Consider the following 15,806-nt stretch of genomic DNA (forward strand, 5'->3'; position numbering starts at 1 on the left):
CATACGAACTGGCTTATATGCTTTAACGATCTCCGAGCACCTTGTATGCCCAGAACAACCGCCAAGCCGCCGCCCGCATGTCCCTTCATCAATCAACAATGTCAAAGAGCCGACAACAAATACCGGCGCGTCTTCCGTCCCTAAACCTTTCGGTCTAGAAACACAGAGCGCCAGCATCTCAATGCCAGTACCGCAGACCCCGAAGCCGCCGTAGCGGCCCGCTCCGTCGCGGTGAAACCCCTCTAGGCCTACCCTCTCATACGGTCAACACCTATTTTCACACCAAAGCCTTTTTTCTTGCATCGCAGCGTCACATGCCGGCGTCACGGTATCGGACTCGGCTGCTCACCCCCCTCCTCCATCCTCTCGGCATAGTGACGGGCCAGCATGGCACAGGCGATTAGTTGGATCTGGTGAAAGAGCATCACCGGCAGAAGGACGATCCCGACTTGCGCGGCAGGGAACAGGACGCCCGCCATGGGCACGCCCGACGCCAGGCTCTTTTTCGAACCGCAGAACTGAAGGACGATCGCATCCTCCGGCGAAAGCCGCATGAGGCGTGCAATGATGTAGGTCGTGGTCAATACGATCCCGAGCAGCAACAGACATAGGAGCGCGAGCCGCCCCAGATCGCCCGGCGAGACGCGCGTCCAGAGCCCCTCGACCACCGCCGCCCCGAACGCCGTATAAACGACGAGCAGGATCGAACCGCGATCGACGATGGTCAGCATGGCCTTATGCCGCCCAACAAAGCCCCCGATCCACGGCCGGAGGAGATGCCCCGCCACGAACGGCGCAAGCAGTTGCAGCAGGATGCCTTCGACCGATGCGAGCGATACCCCCGCCCCTCCCTCTGCCTGCATCGTCAACGCGACGAGCGCCGGCGTGACGACGATGCCCAGCAAATTCGAGAAGGAGGCGCTGCAGATCGCCGCCGCGACATTGCCGCGCGCGATGGCGGTGAAGGCGATCGAGGACTGCACCGTCGAGGGAAGCAGCGTCAGGAAGAGAATTCCTGTCGCCAGGGACGAATCAATGCCCGGCACATGCGACAACCCCAGCCCGACCAGCGGAAAGAACAGGAACGTCGTCGCCAGCACCGCCAAATGCAGCGGCCAGTTGCGCAAGCCGCCCCAGATCGCCTCTCGCGACAGTTTCGCACCATGCAGAAAGAAGAGCAGGACGATTCCCGCATCCGCCAGATAGCTCGCGAACGTCGCATAGCCTCCCCTTGCGGGCAGAAGGGATGCGAGCAGGACCGTGGCCAACAGGCTGAGGATGAACGGCTCGAAGACGGAAAACAGGCGCTGGATCACGGGCGCTCCTCGGCAAGGTCATAAGGCGCAGGGGCTTTGCCACCTTGAAAGCGCCGTCAAATCCAACCGATAGGCCCTGATGGCCGGTAAAGTCATCTTTGGATCACCCGCCATCGCGCGAAAAGCCGGACGGGCGTTTCACCGTCGCCGTTTCATCGCTTTTTGGCTGAAGAGGGGGGAGCGATGCCCGAATCGCTCAACCCCCGCCCCGATCGTCCTGCCGGTGCCGGTCTTCCCGGCGGCTTCCGCTCCCGATTGTCGATTCTTTTGTGTGTTTGGCCGACGATGCAAAGCTTCCCTAGGGGAAATGCGGACCAAAAAAAAGGCCGGTCAAGCGACCGGCCGAAAAGTTTTTAGGAGAGGATGCCTGAAAGGCGTGTTCCTTGTGCACCGCAGCGACGGTTGACGCAATTGCAACATTAGCAAACGGAATTGCATGAAATGCAATTGGTGCTGAATTGGGCTATCGCCCCATGCCCGGCAACGGGATCGCCGTGCTGTGCTTGATCTCTTCCATGGCGAAGGCGGCGCTGACATCGATGAGGCGGACACGCTCGATCAAGCGCTTATAGACGCGGTCATAGGCCTTGATATCCGCGACCCGAATTTTCAGCAGATAATCGACCTCCCCCGCCATGCGATAGAATTCCACCACCTCGGGCATATCGCTGACGGCGCGGGCGAATTCGTCCAGCCATGCGGCGGAGTGCTCGGCCGTGCGGACACTGACGAAGACAGCCATCCCCGCCTCCAGCTTCTCCGGATCGAGCAGCGCGACGCGCCGCAGGATATATCCCTCTTCCTCCAACCGCCGAATGCGCCGCCAGCAGGCATTTTGCGACAGGTTCACGCGCGCCGCGATTTCCGCGACGGAGAGACTGGCATCAGACTGTAGCTCGGCAAGGATGGCGGTATCAATTTTATCGATCATGTCGCATCTATCCGCAAAATTCTCACACCATAATCAGCCATAAGCCGGAAACTTTGGTATGATTTGGCACGCCGAACGGCATATCCTTATCGCAAGCAAAGGGGAATGCCATGTTGATGACCGCCGAGAACCGCCCTGCCCCTGATCTTTCGATTGCCGAGATGCTGGGGATCGAAACCGCCGAACGAGCGGTGGACCGGGCGTTCGTCGCCAAGGCCCTGGGGGTGCTCGATCGCGATCGTCGGCGTTGTCCCGAAACGCCGTTGCTGGCCGTCGGCCTTCCGGCGGCACCATCCATAGACCTGTACATGAAGGACGAGTCGGCCCACCCCACCGGCAGCCTAAAGCACCGGCTGGCGCGTTCGCTGTTCACCAGCGGCGTGGTCGCGGGCGTCATCCGTGAGGGGCGGCCGCTGATCGAGGCGTCCTCGGGCTCGACCGCCGTGTCGGAGGCCTATTTCGCCCGGTTGCTCGACCTGCCTTTCCACGCGGTCATGCCCGCCAGCACCGCCCCCGCCAAGATCCGCGCGATCACCGCGCATGGTGGCCAGTGCCATCTGGTCGAGCCGCACAACCTTTATGACGAAGCGCGCGATCTGGCCGACGCGCTGGGCGGCGTCTATCTCGACCAGTTTACCAATGCCGCGCCGGCCACCGACTGGCGGTGCGACAATATCGGCTCGGCGATCCTGACCCAGATGGCGGGGGAGCCGCATATGGTCCCCGATTGGATCGTCGTCGGCGCGGGAACGGGAGGGACGGCCGCGACCATCGGCCGCCACTGCCGCCATCGCGGCCTGCCCACCCGGTTATGCGTCGCCGATGTCGAACATAGCGCCTTTTTCGCGGGCTATCGCGATCGGGACCCTGCCGCGCTCTGCACTCGTCCTTCGCGGATCGAAGGGGTCGGCCGCCCCCGAGTCGAGCCGTCCTTCCTGCCCGGCACGATCGACCGGATGATGAAGCTGCCCGATGCGGTTTCCATCGCCGGGATGCGGATTGCGAGCGAGATGCTCGGTCGGCCGGTGGGTCCGTCGACGGGGAGCAACTTCGTGGCCGCGGCGATGCTGGCGCTGGAAATGACGGCGGCGGGGCAGTGCGGATCGATCGCGACTTTGATCTGCGACCACGGCGCCCGCTATGCCGATTGTCATCATGATCGGCACTGGCTGGCGACGCAGGGACTTGCCGAAAGCGTCGACGCTGCCGAGATGGCGTTGCGCACCATGTTGCTCAAGGATGCCGAATGACCATGAATCCGCTTCTCGCCGATACCGACCTTCCTGACTTCGCCGCGATCCGGCCCGAGCATCTGGTGCCCGCAGTGGACCAGATGATTGCCGATGCCCGTGCCGCCGCCGACCGCATCGGTGGGTCCAACGCAAGCGACTTCGGCGATGTCGTGCTGGCCAGCGAGCGCGCGGGCTTTGCCATCTCGCGCGGCTGGTCGCCCGCGGGGCATCTGCATTCGGTCGCCGACACCCCCGAATTGCGTGCCGCCTTTGCAGAGGCGCAGGCCAAGCTGGCCGAATACGGGCTGGAGGCGGGACAGGATCCGCGTCTGTTCGCCGCGTTCAACCGGGTCGATCTGGCGCCACTGACCGAAGCCGAGGCGCGCGCCGTCACGCTGGCACGGCGGGATTTCACACTGTCGGGCGTCGGGCTGGACGATGATGCCAAGGCGCGGTTCCGCGAGATCGGGGTCGAGTTGAACAAGCTGACCACCGAATTCGGCAATGCCGTGCTCGATTCGAGCGAGGCGTGGGGTGAGCACGTCACCGACGAGGCGCTGCTGTCGGGCCTGACCGACAATGCCAAGGCGATCCTGGCCGCCTATGCCGCCGAAAAGGGACTGGACGGCTGGCTGGTGACGTTGCGCGAACCGAGCGTACAGGCGATCCTGACCCAGGCCGACAATCGCGATCTGCGCGCGCGCGTGGCCAAGGCTTATGCCACCCGCGCCTCGGATCAGGCGGCCGATCCGGCCCATGACAATAGCGCACGGATCGATCGCATCCTGGCGCTTCGACACGAGGCGGCAAAGCTGCTCGGGTTCGAGAATGCCGCCGCGCGGTCTGTCGAGACCAAGATGGCGCAGTCCGCGGACGAGGCGCTGGCCTTCCTGTCCGACCTGGCCACCCGCGCCCGGCCGCTGGCCGAACGCGAGCTGGCGGAAGCGACCGCCTATGCCGCCGAGAAATTCGGCATCGCCAAGCTGGAGCCCTGGGACACGGGTTATATCGCCGAGCATATCCGCCGCGAGCGGTTCGGCGTCGATCGTGAGGCGATCCGCGCCTATTTCCCGCTGCCCCGCGTGATGGAAGGCACGATCGCCCTGATCAAGCGGCTTTACGGCATCCGCCTGGTCGAGCGGCCGGGCGTGTCGGTGTGGAATGCCGATGTCCGCTATTATGACGTGCAGGATGCGAGCGGCGAGATCGTCGCGGGCGTCTATTGCGACTTCCATGCGCGCGCGGGCAAGCGGGGCGGAGCCTGGATGGACGTGTGCCGCCCGCGCTTCCGCGATGCCGATCGGTTCCATCGGCCGATCGCCTATCTGACCTGCAACTTTCCGCCCGCGACGGGGGACACCCCTGCCCTGCTGGCGCATGGCGATGTCGTCACGCTGCTGCACGAGTTCGGTCATGTGCTGCACCATCTGCTGACCGAGGTCGACCTGCCCTCGATCGGCGGGATTTCGGGCGTCGAATGGGATGCGGTCGAACTGCCCAGCCAGTTCATGGAGAATTTCGCCTGGGACCGCGCGACGCTGACCGACCTGTCGGCGCATGTCGAAACAGGCGAGCCCTTACCCGATGCCTTGTTCGCCAAGATGCTGGCGGCGCGGCGCTTCCAGGCGGGGCTGTTCCTGTTGCGCCAGGTTGAGTTCGCGACCTTCGACCTGCGCTTGCACCGGGACTATGACCCCGTTCAGGGTGGCCGGGTGCTACAGGTTCTGAACGCGGTACGCGACGAGGTGGCGGTGATCCGCCCGCCCGAATGGAATCGCTTCCCGCACAGCTTCAGCCATATCTTCGCGGGCGGTTATGCGGCGGGCTATTACAGCTATCTCTGGGCCGAGCTGCTGTCGGCGGATGCCTTTGCCACCTTTGCCGAGGAAGGTCAGGCGGCGGGCGACCGTTTCCGCCGCGAGGTGCTGGCGCGCGGGGCGAGCCGTCCGACGGCCGACAATTTCCGTGCCTTCCGGGGACGTGCGCCGGAGCCGGACGCGCTGCTTCGCCATCATGGCCTGGCAGCCTGAGCATAAGAGCCGGGGCGTGCAAACCGCCCCGGCCCGTTCGCGCATTTGACCTAAATCAGTAAGAAACCCGTTTCCAGCCCCGAAGTCGCCCACCGCTCCTTAACCATCCCCGCCTTAGCGTAACGCTGCAAATCAGGAGTGGAATGAGCGGGTTATGAGCGGAGCGGAGCAGATCAATTTCGACCAGCGGCTGGCCGCCTTCGATTATGACGGGCGAAGCTACGCGACGTTTCCGACGATCAAGCGCGCGATCGAGCGTCATGCACCGGCCGCGCTGACCAGGCTGTACCAGCATATCGCGGGGACCTCGCAGATTCGCGACCTCTTCGCGTCGCAGGCGCATATGGATCACGCCCGCGACAAGCAGATGGAGCATTGGCGCAAGCTGTTCTCCCGCCCGCTCGACCGCGACTATGCCGCCGCCTCGACCCATATCGGGCAGGTCCATGCGCGGATCGGGCTGGCGCCGACATGGTATATCAGCGGCTATGCCCGGATGCTCGAATATGTCCTGCCCAAGCTGATCCTCGGCCGCCTGTTCTGGCCGTTCGGCGCGCGGCGGCGCGCCCGTGCGGCGACGGCATTGGTCAAGGCGTCGCTGATCGACATGGACATCGCGCTGGCCGCCTATTTCGAGGCCGAGCAGGCCGGACGCCGCGCCGTGATCGAGCGATGCGGGGACGTCTTCGACCGGATGGCCAAGGGTGACCTGACCGCCTCGCTCGTCGGTCTACCCAAGGAATATCAGGCGCTAGCCGACAGTTTCGAGGCGATGCGCGCGCAGATGCGCGCGACGCTCGGCGTGGTGACCCAGTCGGGCGAGCATATCCGGGTCGGATCGGGCGACATTCGCCAGGCATCGGACGACCTGTCCGATCGCACCAAGCAACAGGCCGCCTCGCTCGAGGAAACCGCCGCCGCGATGCAGCAGATCACCAGCACCGTCCGCCAGACCGCCGAAGGCGCATCCCGCGCCAACCAGATCGTCGGCGAGGCGCGACAGGAGGCCGAGGAATCGGGTCAGATCGTCCGCCGCGCGGTCGAGGCGATGGGCGGGATCGAACGATCCTCCTCCGAAATCAGCGAGATCATCAGCGTCATCGACGGCATCTCCTTCCAGACCAATCTCCTCGCGCTGAATGCAGGGGTCGAGGCGGCCCGCGCCGGGGAAGCGGGCAAGGGTTTCGCGGTGGTGGCGAGCGAAGTCCGCGCGCTTGCGCAGCGCTCGGCCGACGCGGCCAAGGACGTGAAGACCCGCATCCTGACCTCATCCGATCAGGTCGGGGCTGGCGTGGCGCTGGTCAACGAGGCGGGCGAAGCACTGCAACGGATCATCAGCCGGATCGGCGAGATCAGCGAACTGGTCTCGCAGATCGCGGCTTCGGCCAGTCAGCAGTCGGTCGGTTTGCAACAGGTCAACTGCGCCGTTGCGGAGATGGACGGCGTCACCCAGCGCAATGCCGCGATGGTTGAGCAAGCCACCGACTCCGCGCGGGCCCTGGCGCAGGAAGCCGAGACGCTGGCGCGCGAGGTCGCCCGCTTTCGCTTGGGCGACATGACCGGCGACATTCAGAACCCGGTCCATCAGATGCACCGGCGGCTGGCGCTGGTATAGCGCTACGGGCCTCCCCTTGCGGCCAATCACTGCGAGTCCGGCACTCCGTCCCAGCGAAGGCAAGTATCCGGTCGGGTAGACGCTGGCACGTCGCACCAGTCCGGTCGTGACGGGGCCCCGGCCCCAGTCTTCGCCGGAGCGATGGGTAAGGAGATCGGCTTGCAGGGCAGGATGCCGATCGGTCCTGCTCGACGCGCCGTCGATGCCCGAACACAGGAAACCACCACCCAGGAATCACCCAGGCGACGGGATCACTTTAGCGATGTCGGAAAAGTGGTGGAGCCGAGGGGGATCGAACCCCTGACCTTCGCAATGCCATTGCGACGCTCTCCCAGCTGAGCTACGGCCCCATCGATTTGGCGAAGTCCCGGCGGGAAGCGGGCTTGCCTGTCAGCGCTTCTGCTAAACGCTGGCGTTCCGGCGGAATGGTGGAGCCGAGGGGGATCGAACCCCTGACCTTCGCAATGCCATTGCGACGCTCTCCCAGCTGAGCTACGGCCCCATCCCGCTGTGGAGGCAGCCCACTAGCGGGGCCGCCGGGGCTCGGCAAGCACTTTTTTCGAGCGCCCGCCGAGCCCATCGGACAACTTAGTGTTCGTCGTCCTCGCTGGACGTTTCCACGCCCAGATCGTCGTCGCCGCCCAGATCGACTTCATCGTCGGGCGAGGGCTCTTCGTCCTCACCGGTGATGTCCAGATCTTCGTCGTCGCCGCCCGCCAGATCGCTGTCGGCTTCCTTGTTCTCGGGCTTGTTCTGCTCGAAGGGCAGAGGCTGCTTCGACTTCAGGATGGGCTCAGGCTCCCACTGCGTCCCGCAATTGATGCAGGTGACGGGGTCGTCCTTTTCGAGGTCGTAAAAGCGCGTCGCGCATTTCGGGCACGTACGCTTCGTGCCCCATTCCGGCTTGATCATGCCGTTCATACCTTTCGGATTGGGTTTTCCGCCGGAGCGAAAAGTGGGCGCGCCTTGCCACAGCGCAAGGCCCCTGTCAAAAGCCCGCGCCATCATGGCGCATAACCTTCCCCAGCCTCGCACCGTGCGAGCCGCCGCCGCCCTTCGCGGCACCATCGCCGTTCCGGGCGACAAATCGATCAGCCACCGCTCGCTGATGCTCTCCGCGCTGGCGGTCGGTGAAAGCCGGGTGCAAGGACTGTTGGAGGGCGAGGACGTGCTCGCCACCGCCGCCGCGATGCGTGCGATGGGTGCCGACATCGTCCGTCAGGATGACGGGGTGTGGGTGATCCACGGTGTCGGGGTCGGTGGCCTGCTCCAGCCGCAGACGGCACTCGACATGGGCAATTCCGGCACGTCCACGCGTCTTTTGATGGGTCTGGTCGCCAGCCACCCGATCACCGCGACCTTCATCGGCGACGCCTCGCTTTCCAAGCGCCCCATGGGCCGCGTCATCGAACCGCTGTCGCAAATGGGCGCGCAGTTCCAGGATACGCCGGGCGGCCGCCTGCCCCTGATGGTCCGCGGGATCAGCCCCGCCGTGCCGATCCGCTACACTCTGCCCGTCGCCTCGGCGCAGGTGAAGTCGGCGATCCTGCTCGCCGGGCTCAACACGCCGGGCGAGACGGTGGTGATCGAACCGATCGCGACTCGCGACCATAGCGAGCGCATGCTGGCCGGATTCGGCGCGGACCTGACCGTTACCCCCTCCCCCGAGGGCCGGATCATCACGATTCGCGGCGAGGCGGAGCTGAAGCCCCAGAATATCGTCGTGCCGGGCGATCCGTCGTCGGCAGCCTTCTGGCTGGTCGCGGGCTCGATCGTGCCGGGCGCGGACGTGACGATCACCAATGTCGGCATGAACCCGACCCGCACCGGTATCATCGCCGCGCTCAAGATGATGGGCGCCGACATCACCGAGCTCGACGCGCGCATCGTCGGTGGCGAGCCGGTCGCCGATCTGCGAGTCCGTCACGCCCCCCTCTCGGCGATCGAAGTCCCGCCCGAACTGACGCCGAGCATGATCGACGAATATCCCGTGCTGTTCGTCGCGGCGGCCTATGCCAACGGCACGACCATCGCGCGAGGTGCCGAGGAATTGCGCGTCAAGGAGTCGGACCGCATCACCGCGATGGCCGATGCGCTCGGCGCGTGCGGCGTGGCCTGCGAGGAATTTGAGGACGGCATGGCCGTGACCGGCACCGGCGGGGAGCCCATTCCCGGCGGCGCCACCATCGCCACCCTGCTCGACCACCGCATCGCGATGAGCATGACGATCGCCGCGCTCAACGCCCGCGAGCCCATCACGCTGGACGATGCCGCCCCGGTCGCGACCAGCTATCCCGTGTTCTTCGATACGCTGGAGACGCTGGGGGCCTTCGCATGATCATTGCGGTCGACGGTCCGGCGGCCAGCGGCAAGGGCACCATCGCCCGCGCGCTCGCCCGGCATTATGGGCTGCCGCATCTGGATACCGGGCTGCTCTATCGCGCGGTGGCAGCGACGGTGCGCGCGATGGGCCTCGACCCCACCAAGGAAGCCGATGCCGTCGCCGCCTGCAGTTTCGATGATGGCCTGCTCGCCAATCCGATCCTTCGCGACGACGAGACGGGCAAGCTCGCCTCGGTCGTGTCGGCGCATCCCCTGGTTCGCGCGGCGCTTCTCCAGCGGCAGAAGCGGTTCGCCAACCAGCCGGGCGGCGCGATCCTCGACGGACGCGACATCGGCACGGTCATCGCCCCCGACGCCGACGCCAAGCTGTTCGTGAAGGCCAGCCCGCAGGTCCGCGCGCGGCGGCGGCATAACGAGCTGGCCGCCAACGGCTCGACCGCGAGCTTCGAGCAGGTGCTGGCCGACATCCGCGCCCGCGACGAGCGCGACAGCGGCCGGGCGACGGCCCCCCTCACCCAGGCGGCGGATGCGGCGGCGCTCGATACGTCCAGCCTGACGATCGACGCGGCCGTCGCCCGCGCCATCCAGTTCGTCGACGCGCAAGTGGCCGCCAAGGTCCGCTGATCTAATCCTCCCCAGCATGGGGAGGTGGCAGCGCGCCAGCGCTGACGGAGGGGGCCAGCCGCACAGGACGCCCCTATCGGCACGCCCCCTCCACCATGCTGCGCCTGCCCCCCTCCCCGTGCCGGGGAGGATAGCCCTTACCTTGCGCCGAAACCCGTTTTCGGCTATAGGCGCCCCGCTCGCGGACCCTGTTCCGCGGAGAGGCTGACGCGAGGCCCTGTCCTCAGCGTCCTTTCCGCATTTTTCGCGGACCGCCGCTTTTCCGTGTTTCAGCACAATCTTCGGGCCTGGTGGCGTCGGCATGGGGTCGGCGCGGCCATCGTCGAAGGCTTGGGGCATGCCCCGGCCAGAGGCGGAAAACTATCAGGAACCTAACCCTTTTATGGCAACCAACCCCCAGCCCACGCGCGACGATTTCGCGGCGATGCTCGATGACATGTTCGGCGGTGCCGACAGCTTCGAGGGTCGCGTCGTGCATGGCACCGTCACCGCGATCGAAAACGACATGGCCGTCATCGACGTCGGTCTGAAGTCGGAAGGCCGTGTGCCCCTCCGCGAATTCGCTGCCCCCGGCCAGAAGGCCGACCTAAAGGTCGGTGACGAGGTCGAGGTCTATGTCGACCGCGTCGAGAACATGCACGGCGAAGCGATGCTCAGCCGCGACCGCGCGCGCCGCGAGGCCGCCTGGGACAAGCTGGAGCTTGAATTCTCGAAGTCGGCCCGCGTCGAAGGCGTGATCTTCGGCCGCGTGAAGGGTGGCTTCACCGTCGACCTGAACGGCGCCGTGGCGTTCCTGCCCGGTTCGCAGGTCGATATCCGCCCCGTCCGCGACGTCACCCCGCTGATGGACATCCCGCAGCCGTTCCAGATCCTGAAGATGGACCGCAAGCGCGGCAACATCGTCGTGTCGCGTCGCGCGGTCCTGGAAGAGACCCGCGCCGAGCAGCGTTCGGGCCTCATCCAGAGCCTGGCCGAGGGTCAGATCATCGACGGCGTCGTCAAGAACATCACCGATTACGGTGCGTTCGTTGACCTGGGCGGCATCGACGGCCTGCTGCACGTCACCGACCTGTCGTACAAGCGCGTCAATCATCCGTCGGAGATGATCGCGATCGGCGACACCGTGCGCGTCCAGATCATCCGCATCAACAAGGACACGCAGCGCATCTCGCTCGGCATGAAGCAGCTGGAGAGCGATCCGTGGGATGGCGCCGGCGCCAAGTACCCGGTCGGCGCGAAGCTGTCGGGCCGCGTCACGAACATCACCGAGTACGGTGCGTTCGTCGAGCTGGAACCGGGCATCGAAGGCCTGGTCCACGTGTCGGAAATGTCCTGGACCAAGAAGAACGTCCATCCGGGCAAGATCGTGTCGACCTCGCAGGAAGTCGATGTGGTCGTCCTCGAGGTCGATCAGGAAAAGCGCCGCATCAGCCTCGGCCTCAAGCAGGCTCAGGCCAATCCGTGGGAGGCGTTCGCCGCCGCTCATCCGATCGGCTCGACCGTCGAGGGCGAAGTCAAGAACGCGACCGAGTTCGGCCTGTTCATCGGCCTGGACAACGATGTCGACGGCATGGTCCACATGTCGGACATCGCCTGGGGCGTGTCGGGTGAGGATGCCCTCAACCTGCACCGCAAGGGCGAAGTCGTTCAGGCCGTGGTCCTGGACATCGACCCCGAGAAGGAGCGTATCTCGCTCGGCATGAAGCAGCTCGAGCGCGGCGGCCCCGTCGCCGGCGGCGTGGCTGCGGCTGGCGATCGCCTGAACAAGAACCAGGTCGTCACCGTGACGGTTCTCGAAGTCCGCGACGCGGGCCTCGAAGTCCAGGCGGGCGACGATGGTGCGACCGGCTTCATCAAGCGCACCGATCTGGGTCGCGACCGTGACGAGCAGCGCCCCGAGCGCTTCCAGGTCGGCCAGAAGTTCGACGCGATGGTCACCGGCTTCGATCGTTCGAAGAAGCCGACCTTCTCGGTCAAGGCGATGCAGATCGCCGAAGAGAAGCAGGCGGTGGCTCAGTACGGTTCGTCCGACTCGGGCGCGTCGCTGGGCGACATTCTGGGCGAAGCGCTGAAGGCGCGCACCCAGAAGTAAGCTACTGGACCGGGACACGTTTCTCACAACGTGTCCCGGTTTTGCCTGGACAGGAACTTAATTAGCCTGTTCAGTGGCTTAATCGTATAATAAAAAAACTTTCAGCAGCGAGAAACACAGGTTAAGAACGCCTCGTCTGTATCTTGGGACTAGACGATGATCCGTTCGGAACTTGTGCAAAAAATCAGCCACCACAATCCGGGGCTTAACCCGCGCGAAGTCGAATTGATTGTGACCATTTTCTTCGACGAGATCACCAAGCGTCTCGCGGATGACGGCCGTGTCGAATTGCGGGGTTTCGGTGCCTTTTCGACCCGCTCGCGCGGCGCACGGACCGGTCGCAATCCTCGGACCGGAGAGACCGTCGCGGTGATCGCCAAGCGCGTTCCCTATTTTAAGCCCGGCAAGGAAATGCGTGCCCGCCTGAACGTCGAGGCGGGTTGATCGCTCCTGCCCAAACGGCATTTCGACGCGGCAGGACCGTGTCCTGGTGACGAAGGGTCGCTCGCGACTTGACCTTTGCGGCGACCTCGTCTCTTCCTGTCGAAGTGCGCGGACGTGGCGAAACCGGTAGACGCTGCCGACTTAAAATCGGCTTCCTATGGAGTGCGGGTTCGAGTCCCGCCGTCCGCACCATGGCTTTGGGTGCCGCCCTGCTGGCCGTCAGTGCCTGTGACCGCCATGCCGATACGGGTGCCGTCGTCGTCAGCGCGATTCAGCGACAGGATGCCGGACCGGGCCATGTCGCATTGGCATCGACCGAGGGCAACACGGCGCATCGCCTGCTGCGCGACTCATTGGCGCAGGGCTTGGTGCGCTTCGATGCCAATGGACAGATCGAACCGGGGCTGGCCGAGCGCTGGATCGTCATCGATGACGGTGGCAGCTTCATCTTCCGGTTGCGTGAGGCCAAGTGGAATGACGGCAGCCCCGTTACCGCCGAACAGGTCGTGGCGATCCTGCGCCGCCTGGCGTCGCCGCGCTCGGGCAACCCGCTGACCCCCTTTCTGACCGCGATCGACGAGATCGTGGTGATGACGCCGCAAGTGATCGAGGTGCGGCTCTCGCGCCCCCGTCCCGATCTCCTCAAGCTGTTCGCCCAGCCCGAAATGGCGATCATCGACCGATCGCGCCATGGCACGGGCCCGTTTCATATCGTACGCGCGGGTCCCCCGCCCCTGCTCCGTCCCATACCCGATCCAAGGCGTGTCGAGCCCGATGACGATGCGACCCCGGCGCCCGAGGACGATGTCCGCCTGATCGCCGAAAGCCCCGCTCGGGCGATCTTGCGCTTTGCCAAGGGCCGATCGGACCTGATGCTGGGCGGGCGGTTTGCCGACTGGCCTTTCCTGGACGCGGTTCAGATCAACCCCGCCGCCGTTCGCGTCGATCCCGCCGCCGGACTATTTGGGCTGGCGATCGCCAGTCGCGACGGATTTCTGGGCGATCACGCCAATCGTCAGGCCCTGTCCTCTGCCTTCGACCGGGCGAGCCTGCTCGCGGCCGTGGCGCCCAATTGGGAGGCCACCGATCGCCTTCTGCCCGACGCGTTGGATTCGGATGGACCGCCGCAGATTCCGGGCTGGGCGCTTTTGACGCTGGACGAGCGGCGGGCCTCGGCTCGGGCTCGGGTGGCGGCTTGGGGGCGGCCGGTCAGCCTTCGTATCGCGCTCCCCCAAGGCCCCGGTGCCAATCTGCTATATGGGCAGATCGGCGCGACCTTGCGGGGGATCGGGATCACGCCGCAACGGGTGGCCGATGATGCCCAGGCCGATCTGCGCCTGATCGATGCGGTCGCGGCCTTCGACAGCGCGCGCTGGTATCTGGCCACCGCCTGCGCGCCGTGCGGCGAAGCGGCACAGGCCGCGATCGAGCGGGCACGGCTCGCCCCGACCCTAGCAGAACGGAGCCGCGCCATCGCGCTGGCCGATGCGGCGTTGAATGCTGATACGCCGTTCATTCCGCTGGCCCGCCCCTTGCGCTGGTCGCTCGTCACCAACCGGCTGCGGCAATATCAGCCCAATATCCGGGCATGGCATCCATTGAACCATCTCAGGGGTGCCCCCAACTGACAGTCATGGCCAACGCATCCCGTATCGACCCGATCGCCTTCGACGCGCTTTCCCTCGACAAGGGAATCGCCGCCAGCCGTCGCCGGATCGAGGCGATGGAAAAGCTGCTCGAACGCGTCGTTCGGATCCCCGGGATCAATCGCCCGGTCGGGCTAGACGTGGTGTTGGGGCTGGTCCCCGTCGTTGGTGACATCGCCGCCGCCGCGCTGGGCAGCTATATCACCTGGGAAGCGCGCAACCTGGGCCTGTCGAAATTCCAGATGCTGCGGATGATGGGCAATGTCGGGTTCGACGCGGTGCTGGGCTTCGTGCCGCTGGTCGGTGACGCGGCGGATGTGCTGTTCCGTTCCAACACGCGCAACTTGCGGATCATCCGCAAGCATCTCGACAAGCATCACCCCTCCACCGTGACGGTGGAGGGGTAAGGGGATTAGCGACCGCTGCGCCAGACCTTGATCGGCGCATTGGGGGACAGCCCACCCTGGTGTGCCGGGCAACGGCTGTAGCGGAATGCCTTGTTCAGGCAGATCCAGATTTCATCGAGCCAGCCATCGCGCGTGGCGGTGACGCGCATCATGTCCGCCGTCATTCCACGGTTCGCCGCCGCGACCGCCGCCGCCAGATCGCCCGCCGTCAGAGAGTCCCGCCGCGACAGGGCATTCATGTCAGGGAAGCGCAGCCGGTAATACAGCGCATTGGACTGCTGAAAATACCGCGACGGGCTGTATCCCGCCATGCAGGTGCCGTGCTTGGCCCATTCATGCTGCATCAACTGCGCCGAGGGCGTGGCGCAGATATGGCGGCGGACCACCGCCTGCGGGAGGATCGCGGTCGAGCGGCAATATTGCGGCCACTCCTTGCCCTCCCCGTCAGGCCACAAGCCATGGAGGGTAAAGCCGAAGCGGTTGCCCGATCCGCACTGGAAGCGGCTGTCCCCCTTGGGATCGCGGCAATATTGCGGGCTCCAGGTGATCGCCAGCGTATAGCCGCCGATGGGCAGGACACGCATCGGTTGGCTGTCGGTCGCGAGATCGGGGCGAATGCTCTGTGTGCCCGATGGCGCGGCGCATTGCAGTGTCTGCGCGCCCGCCAACTGGGGCGCAGCCAGCATTGCCAGCGCGATCAAGGTCTTCTTCATGCTCCCACCTCCGCCATCGTTCGATACCAGGCCATTGCATTGGGCCGCATCAGCATCACGACGGCAACGAGCGAAGCCGCCGCCTGTATCGTGGTCAGCACCCCAAATAGCCCCTGGGCCAGGACGCCTTCGGACACCTGATTGAGGAAACCGAGCAGGTTGAGCACGGTCAGGACGATCAGAAACACCAAGCCGCCCCGGCTCGCCATCCGCGTGACGAGCCACGTCGCCAGCAGAAACAGGCCGATCAACAGCCCATTGGCGATCACCGCGATCGCCATCCCGACCTGCGCCACCGTATCGGACCAGCCGAGCACCGCCAGGACCAGCAGCAACAGGATGGCGAGGAACGACAATCGCTCGCCCAATATCACCGATTTCGGTCGCACGCCCATTCCCCTTTTCCCACCCGC

14 protein-coding genes and 3 tRNA genes are annotated in these 15,806 nt (G+C 65.4%); 10 read left to right on the plus strand and 7 right to left on the minus strand.

What is annotated here, in order from left to right; translation table 11 throughout:
- Positions 1-323 precede the first annotated feature (323 nt).
- Together NZL82_RS12140 and NZL82_RS12145 are read right to left on the minus strand one after the other, a co-directional pair.
- Positions 324-1,313 (minus strand): bile acid:sodium symporter family protein, encoded by a 990-nt coding sequence (locus NZL82_RS12140; RefSeq protein ID WP_261270194.1) that lies wholly within the window; start codon positions 1,311-1,313, stop codon positions 324-326.
- 466 nt (positions 1,314-1,779) lie between these two features.
- Complete coding sequence (locus NZL82_RS12145; protein ID WP_261270024.1) at positions 1,780-2,247, minus strand: Lrp/AsnC family transcriptional regulator; 468 nt, start codon at positions 2,245-2,247, stop codon at positions 1,780-1,782.
- A gap of 110 nt (positions 2,248-2,357) precedes the next feature.
- On the opposite strand from NZL82_RS12145, the gene NZL82_RS12150 reads away from it, so the two are divergent.
- The 3 genes from NZL82_RS12150 (at position 2,358) to NZL82_RS12160 (ending at position 7,124) form a co-directional block, all read left to right on the plus strand.
- Positions 2,358-3,497, plus strand: a complete 1,140-nt coding sequence (locus NZL82_RS12150) for a PLP-dependent cysteine synthase family protein (RefSeq protein WP_261270025.1) — start codon at positions 2,358-2,360, stop codon at positions 3,495-3,497.
- Positions 3,494-5,509, plus strand: coding sequence for a M3 family metallopeptidase (locus NZL82_RS12155; protein WP_261270026.1), 2,016 nt, complete (start codon positions 3,494-3,496; stop codon positions 5,507-5,509). Before NZL82_RS12150 ends, NZL82_RS12155 begins: the two co-directional genes overlap by 4 nt.
- A 154-nt stretch (positions 5,510-5,663) precedes the next feature.
- Positions 5,664-7,124, plus strand: a complete 1,461-nt coding sequence (locus NZL82_RS12160) for a globin-coupled sensor protein (RefSeq protein ID WP_261270027.1) — start codon at positions 5,664-5,666, stop codon at positions 7,122-7,124.
- A 274-nt stretch (positions 7,125-7,398) separates the two neighbouring features.
- Here NZL82_RS12160 and NZL82_RS12165 read toward each other — a convergent pair.
- The 3 genes from NZL82_RS12165 to NZL82_RS12175 form a co-directional block, all read right to left on the minus strand.
- A tRNA-Ala gene (locus NZL82_RS12165) sits at positions 7,399-7,474 on the minus strand.
- A gap of 76 nt (positions 7,475-7,550) precedes the next feature.
- A tRNA-Ala gene (locus NZL82_RS12170) sits at positions 7,551-7,626 on the minus strand.
- An 86-nt stretch (positions 7,627-7,712) separates the two neighbouring features.
- Positions 7,713-8,036, minus strand: a complete 324-nt coding sequence (locus tag NZL82_RS12175) for a TIGR02300 family protein (protein ID WP_058717749.1) — start codon at positions 8,034-8,036, stop codon at positions 7,713-7,715.
- 94 nt (positions 8,037-8,130) lie between these two features.
- Between NZL82_RS12175 and aroA the strand changes: the two genes are divergently transcribed.
- From aroA to NZL82_RS12210, 7 genes are all read left to right on the plus strand, one after another.
- Complete coding sequence (gene aroA / locus NZL82_RS12180; protein WP_261270028.1) at positions 8,131-9,462, plus strand: 3-phosphoshikimate 1-carboxyvinyltransferase; 1,332 nt, start codon at positions 8,131-8,133, stop codon at positions 9,460-9,462.
- Positions 9,459-10,091, plus strand: a complete 633-nt coding sequence (gene cmk, locus NZL82_RS12185) for a (d)CMP kinase (protein ID WP_261270029.1) — start codon at positions 9,459-9,461, stop codon at positions 10,089-10,091. The genes aroA and cmk overlap by 4 nt, the downstream gene beginning before the upstream one ends.
- Positions 10,092-10,473: 382 nt before the next feature.
- A complete protein-coding gene (gene rpsA, locus NZL82_RS12190; protein ID WP_007405816.1) occupies positions 10,474-12,183 on the plus strand; it encodes a 30S ribosomal protein S1 in 1,710 nt (569 codons plus the stop codon).
- Positions 12,184-12,339: 156 nt separating this feature from the next.
- Positions 12,340-12,627 (plus strand): integration host factor subunit beta, encoded by a 288-nt coding sequence (locus NZL82_RS12195; protein WP_261270030.1) that lies wholly within the window; start codon positions 12,340-12,342, stop codon positions 12,625-12,627.
- Between the two features lie 108 nt (positions 12,628-12,735).
- Positions 12,736-12,819, plus strand: a tRNA-Leu gene (locus NZL82_RS12200).
- The gene (locus NZL82_RS12205; RefSeq protein WP_261270031.1) at positions 12,819-14,255 is read left to right on the plus strand and encodes an ABC transporter substrate-binding protein; all 1,437 of its coding nucleotides are present in this window, start codon (positions 12,819-12,821) and stop codon (positions 14,253-14,255) included. Before NZL82_RS12200 ends, NZL82_RS12205 begins: the two co-directional genes overlap by 1 nt.
- A gap of 5 nt (positions 14,256-14,260) precedes the next feature.
- Positions 14,261-14,680 carry a DUF4112 domain-containing protein gene (locus tag NZL82_RS12210; RefSeq protein ID WP_261270032.1) on the plus strand — a complete coding sequence of 140 codons (420 nt, stop codon included), beginning with the start codon at positions 14,261-14,263 and terminating at the stop codon, positions 14,678-14,680.
- Positions 14,681-14,685: 5 nt separating this feature from the next.
- Here the strand turns inward: NZL82_RS12210 and NZL82_RS12215 are convergent, their stop codons facing one another.
- Positions 14,686-15,393, minus strand: coding sequence for a ribonuclease T2 family protein (locus tag NZL82_RS12215; RefSeq protein WP_261270033.1), 708 nt, complete (start codon positions 15,391-15,393; stop codon positions 14,686-14,688).
- Positions 15,390-15,782: a hypothetical protein gene (locus NZL82_RS12220; RefSeq protein WP_261270034.1), complete on the minus strand. Its 393-nt coding sequence runs from the start codon at positions 15,780-15,782 to the stop codon at positions 15,390-15,392. Before NZL82_RS12220 ends, NZL82_RS12215 begins: the two co-directional genes overlap by 4 nt.
- Between the last annotated feature and the right edge of the window lie 24 nt (positions 15,783-15,806).

The organism is Sphingomonas sp. LC-1 (assembly GCF_025371035.1).
GTDB lineage: Bacteria > Pseudomonadota > Alphaproteobacteria > Sphingomonadales > Sphingomonadaceae > Sphingomonas > Sphingomonas sanguinis_E.

Bases quoted from the DNA above. Each gene is read 5' to 3' on its own strand.
- NZL82_RS12145 (WP_261270024.1), bottom strand. From the start codon at position 2,247: ATGATCGATAAAATTGATACCGCCATCCTTGCCGAGCTACAGTCTGAT.
- NZL82_RS12160 (WP_261270027.1), top strand. From the start codon at position 5,664: ATGAGCGGAGCGGAGCAGATCAATTTCGACCAGCGGCTGGCCGCCTTC.
- cmk (WP_261270029.1), top strand. From the start codon at position 9,459: ATGATCATTGCGGTCGACGGTCCGGCGGCCAGCGGCAAGGGCACCATC.
- NZL82_RS12155 (WP_261270026.1), top strand. From the start codon at position 3,494: ATGACCATGAATCCGCTTCTCGCCGATACCGACCTTCCTGACTTCGCC.
- rpsA (WP_007405816.1), top strand. From the start codon at position 10,474: ATGGCAACCAACCCCCAGCCCACGCGCGACGATTTCGCGGCGATGCTC.
- NZL82_RS12150 (WP_261270025.1), top strand. From the start codon at position 2,358: ATGTTGATGACCGCCGAGAACCGCCCTGCCCCTGATCTTTCGATTGCC.
- NZL82_RS12205 (WP_261270031.1), top strand. From the start codon at position 12,819: ATGGCTTTGGGTGCCGCCCTGCTGGCCGTCAGTGCCTGTGACCGCCAT.
- NZL82_RS12175 (WP_058717749.1), bottom strand. From the start codon at position 8,036: ATGATCAAGCCGGAATGGGGCACGAAGCGTACGTGCCCGAAATGCGCG.
- NZL82_RS12195 (WP_261270030.1), top strand. From the start codon at position 12,340: ATGATCCGTTCGGAACTTGTGCAAAAAATCAGCCACCACAATCCGGGG.
- NZL82_RS12215 (WP_261270033.1), bottom strand. From the start codon at position 15,393: ATGAAGAAGACCTTGATCGCGCTGGCAATGCTGGCTGCGCCCCAGTTG.
- NZL82_RS12210 (WP_261270032.1), top strand. From the start codon at position 14,261: ATGGCCAACGCATCCCGTATCGACCCGATCGCCTTCGACGCGCTTTCC.
- aroA (WP_261270028.1), top strand. From the start codon at position 8,131: ATGGCGCATAACCTTCCCCAGCCTCGCACCGTGCGAGCCGCCGCCGCC.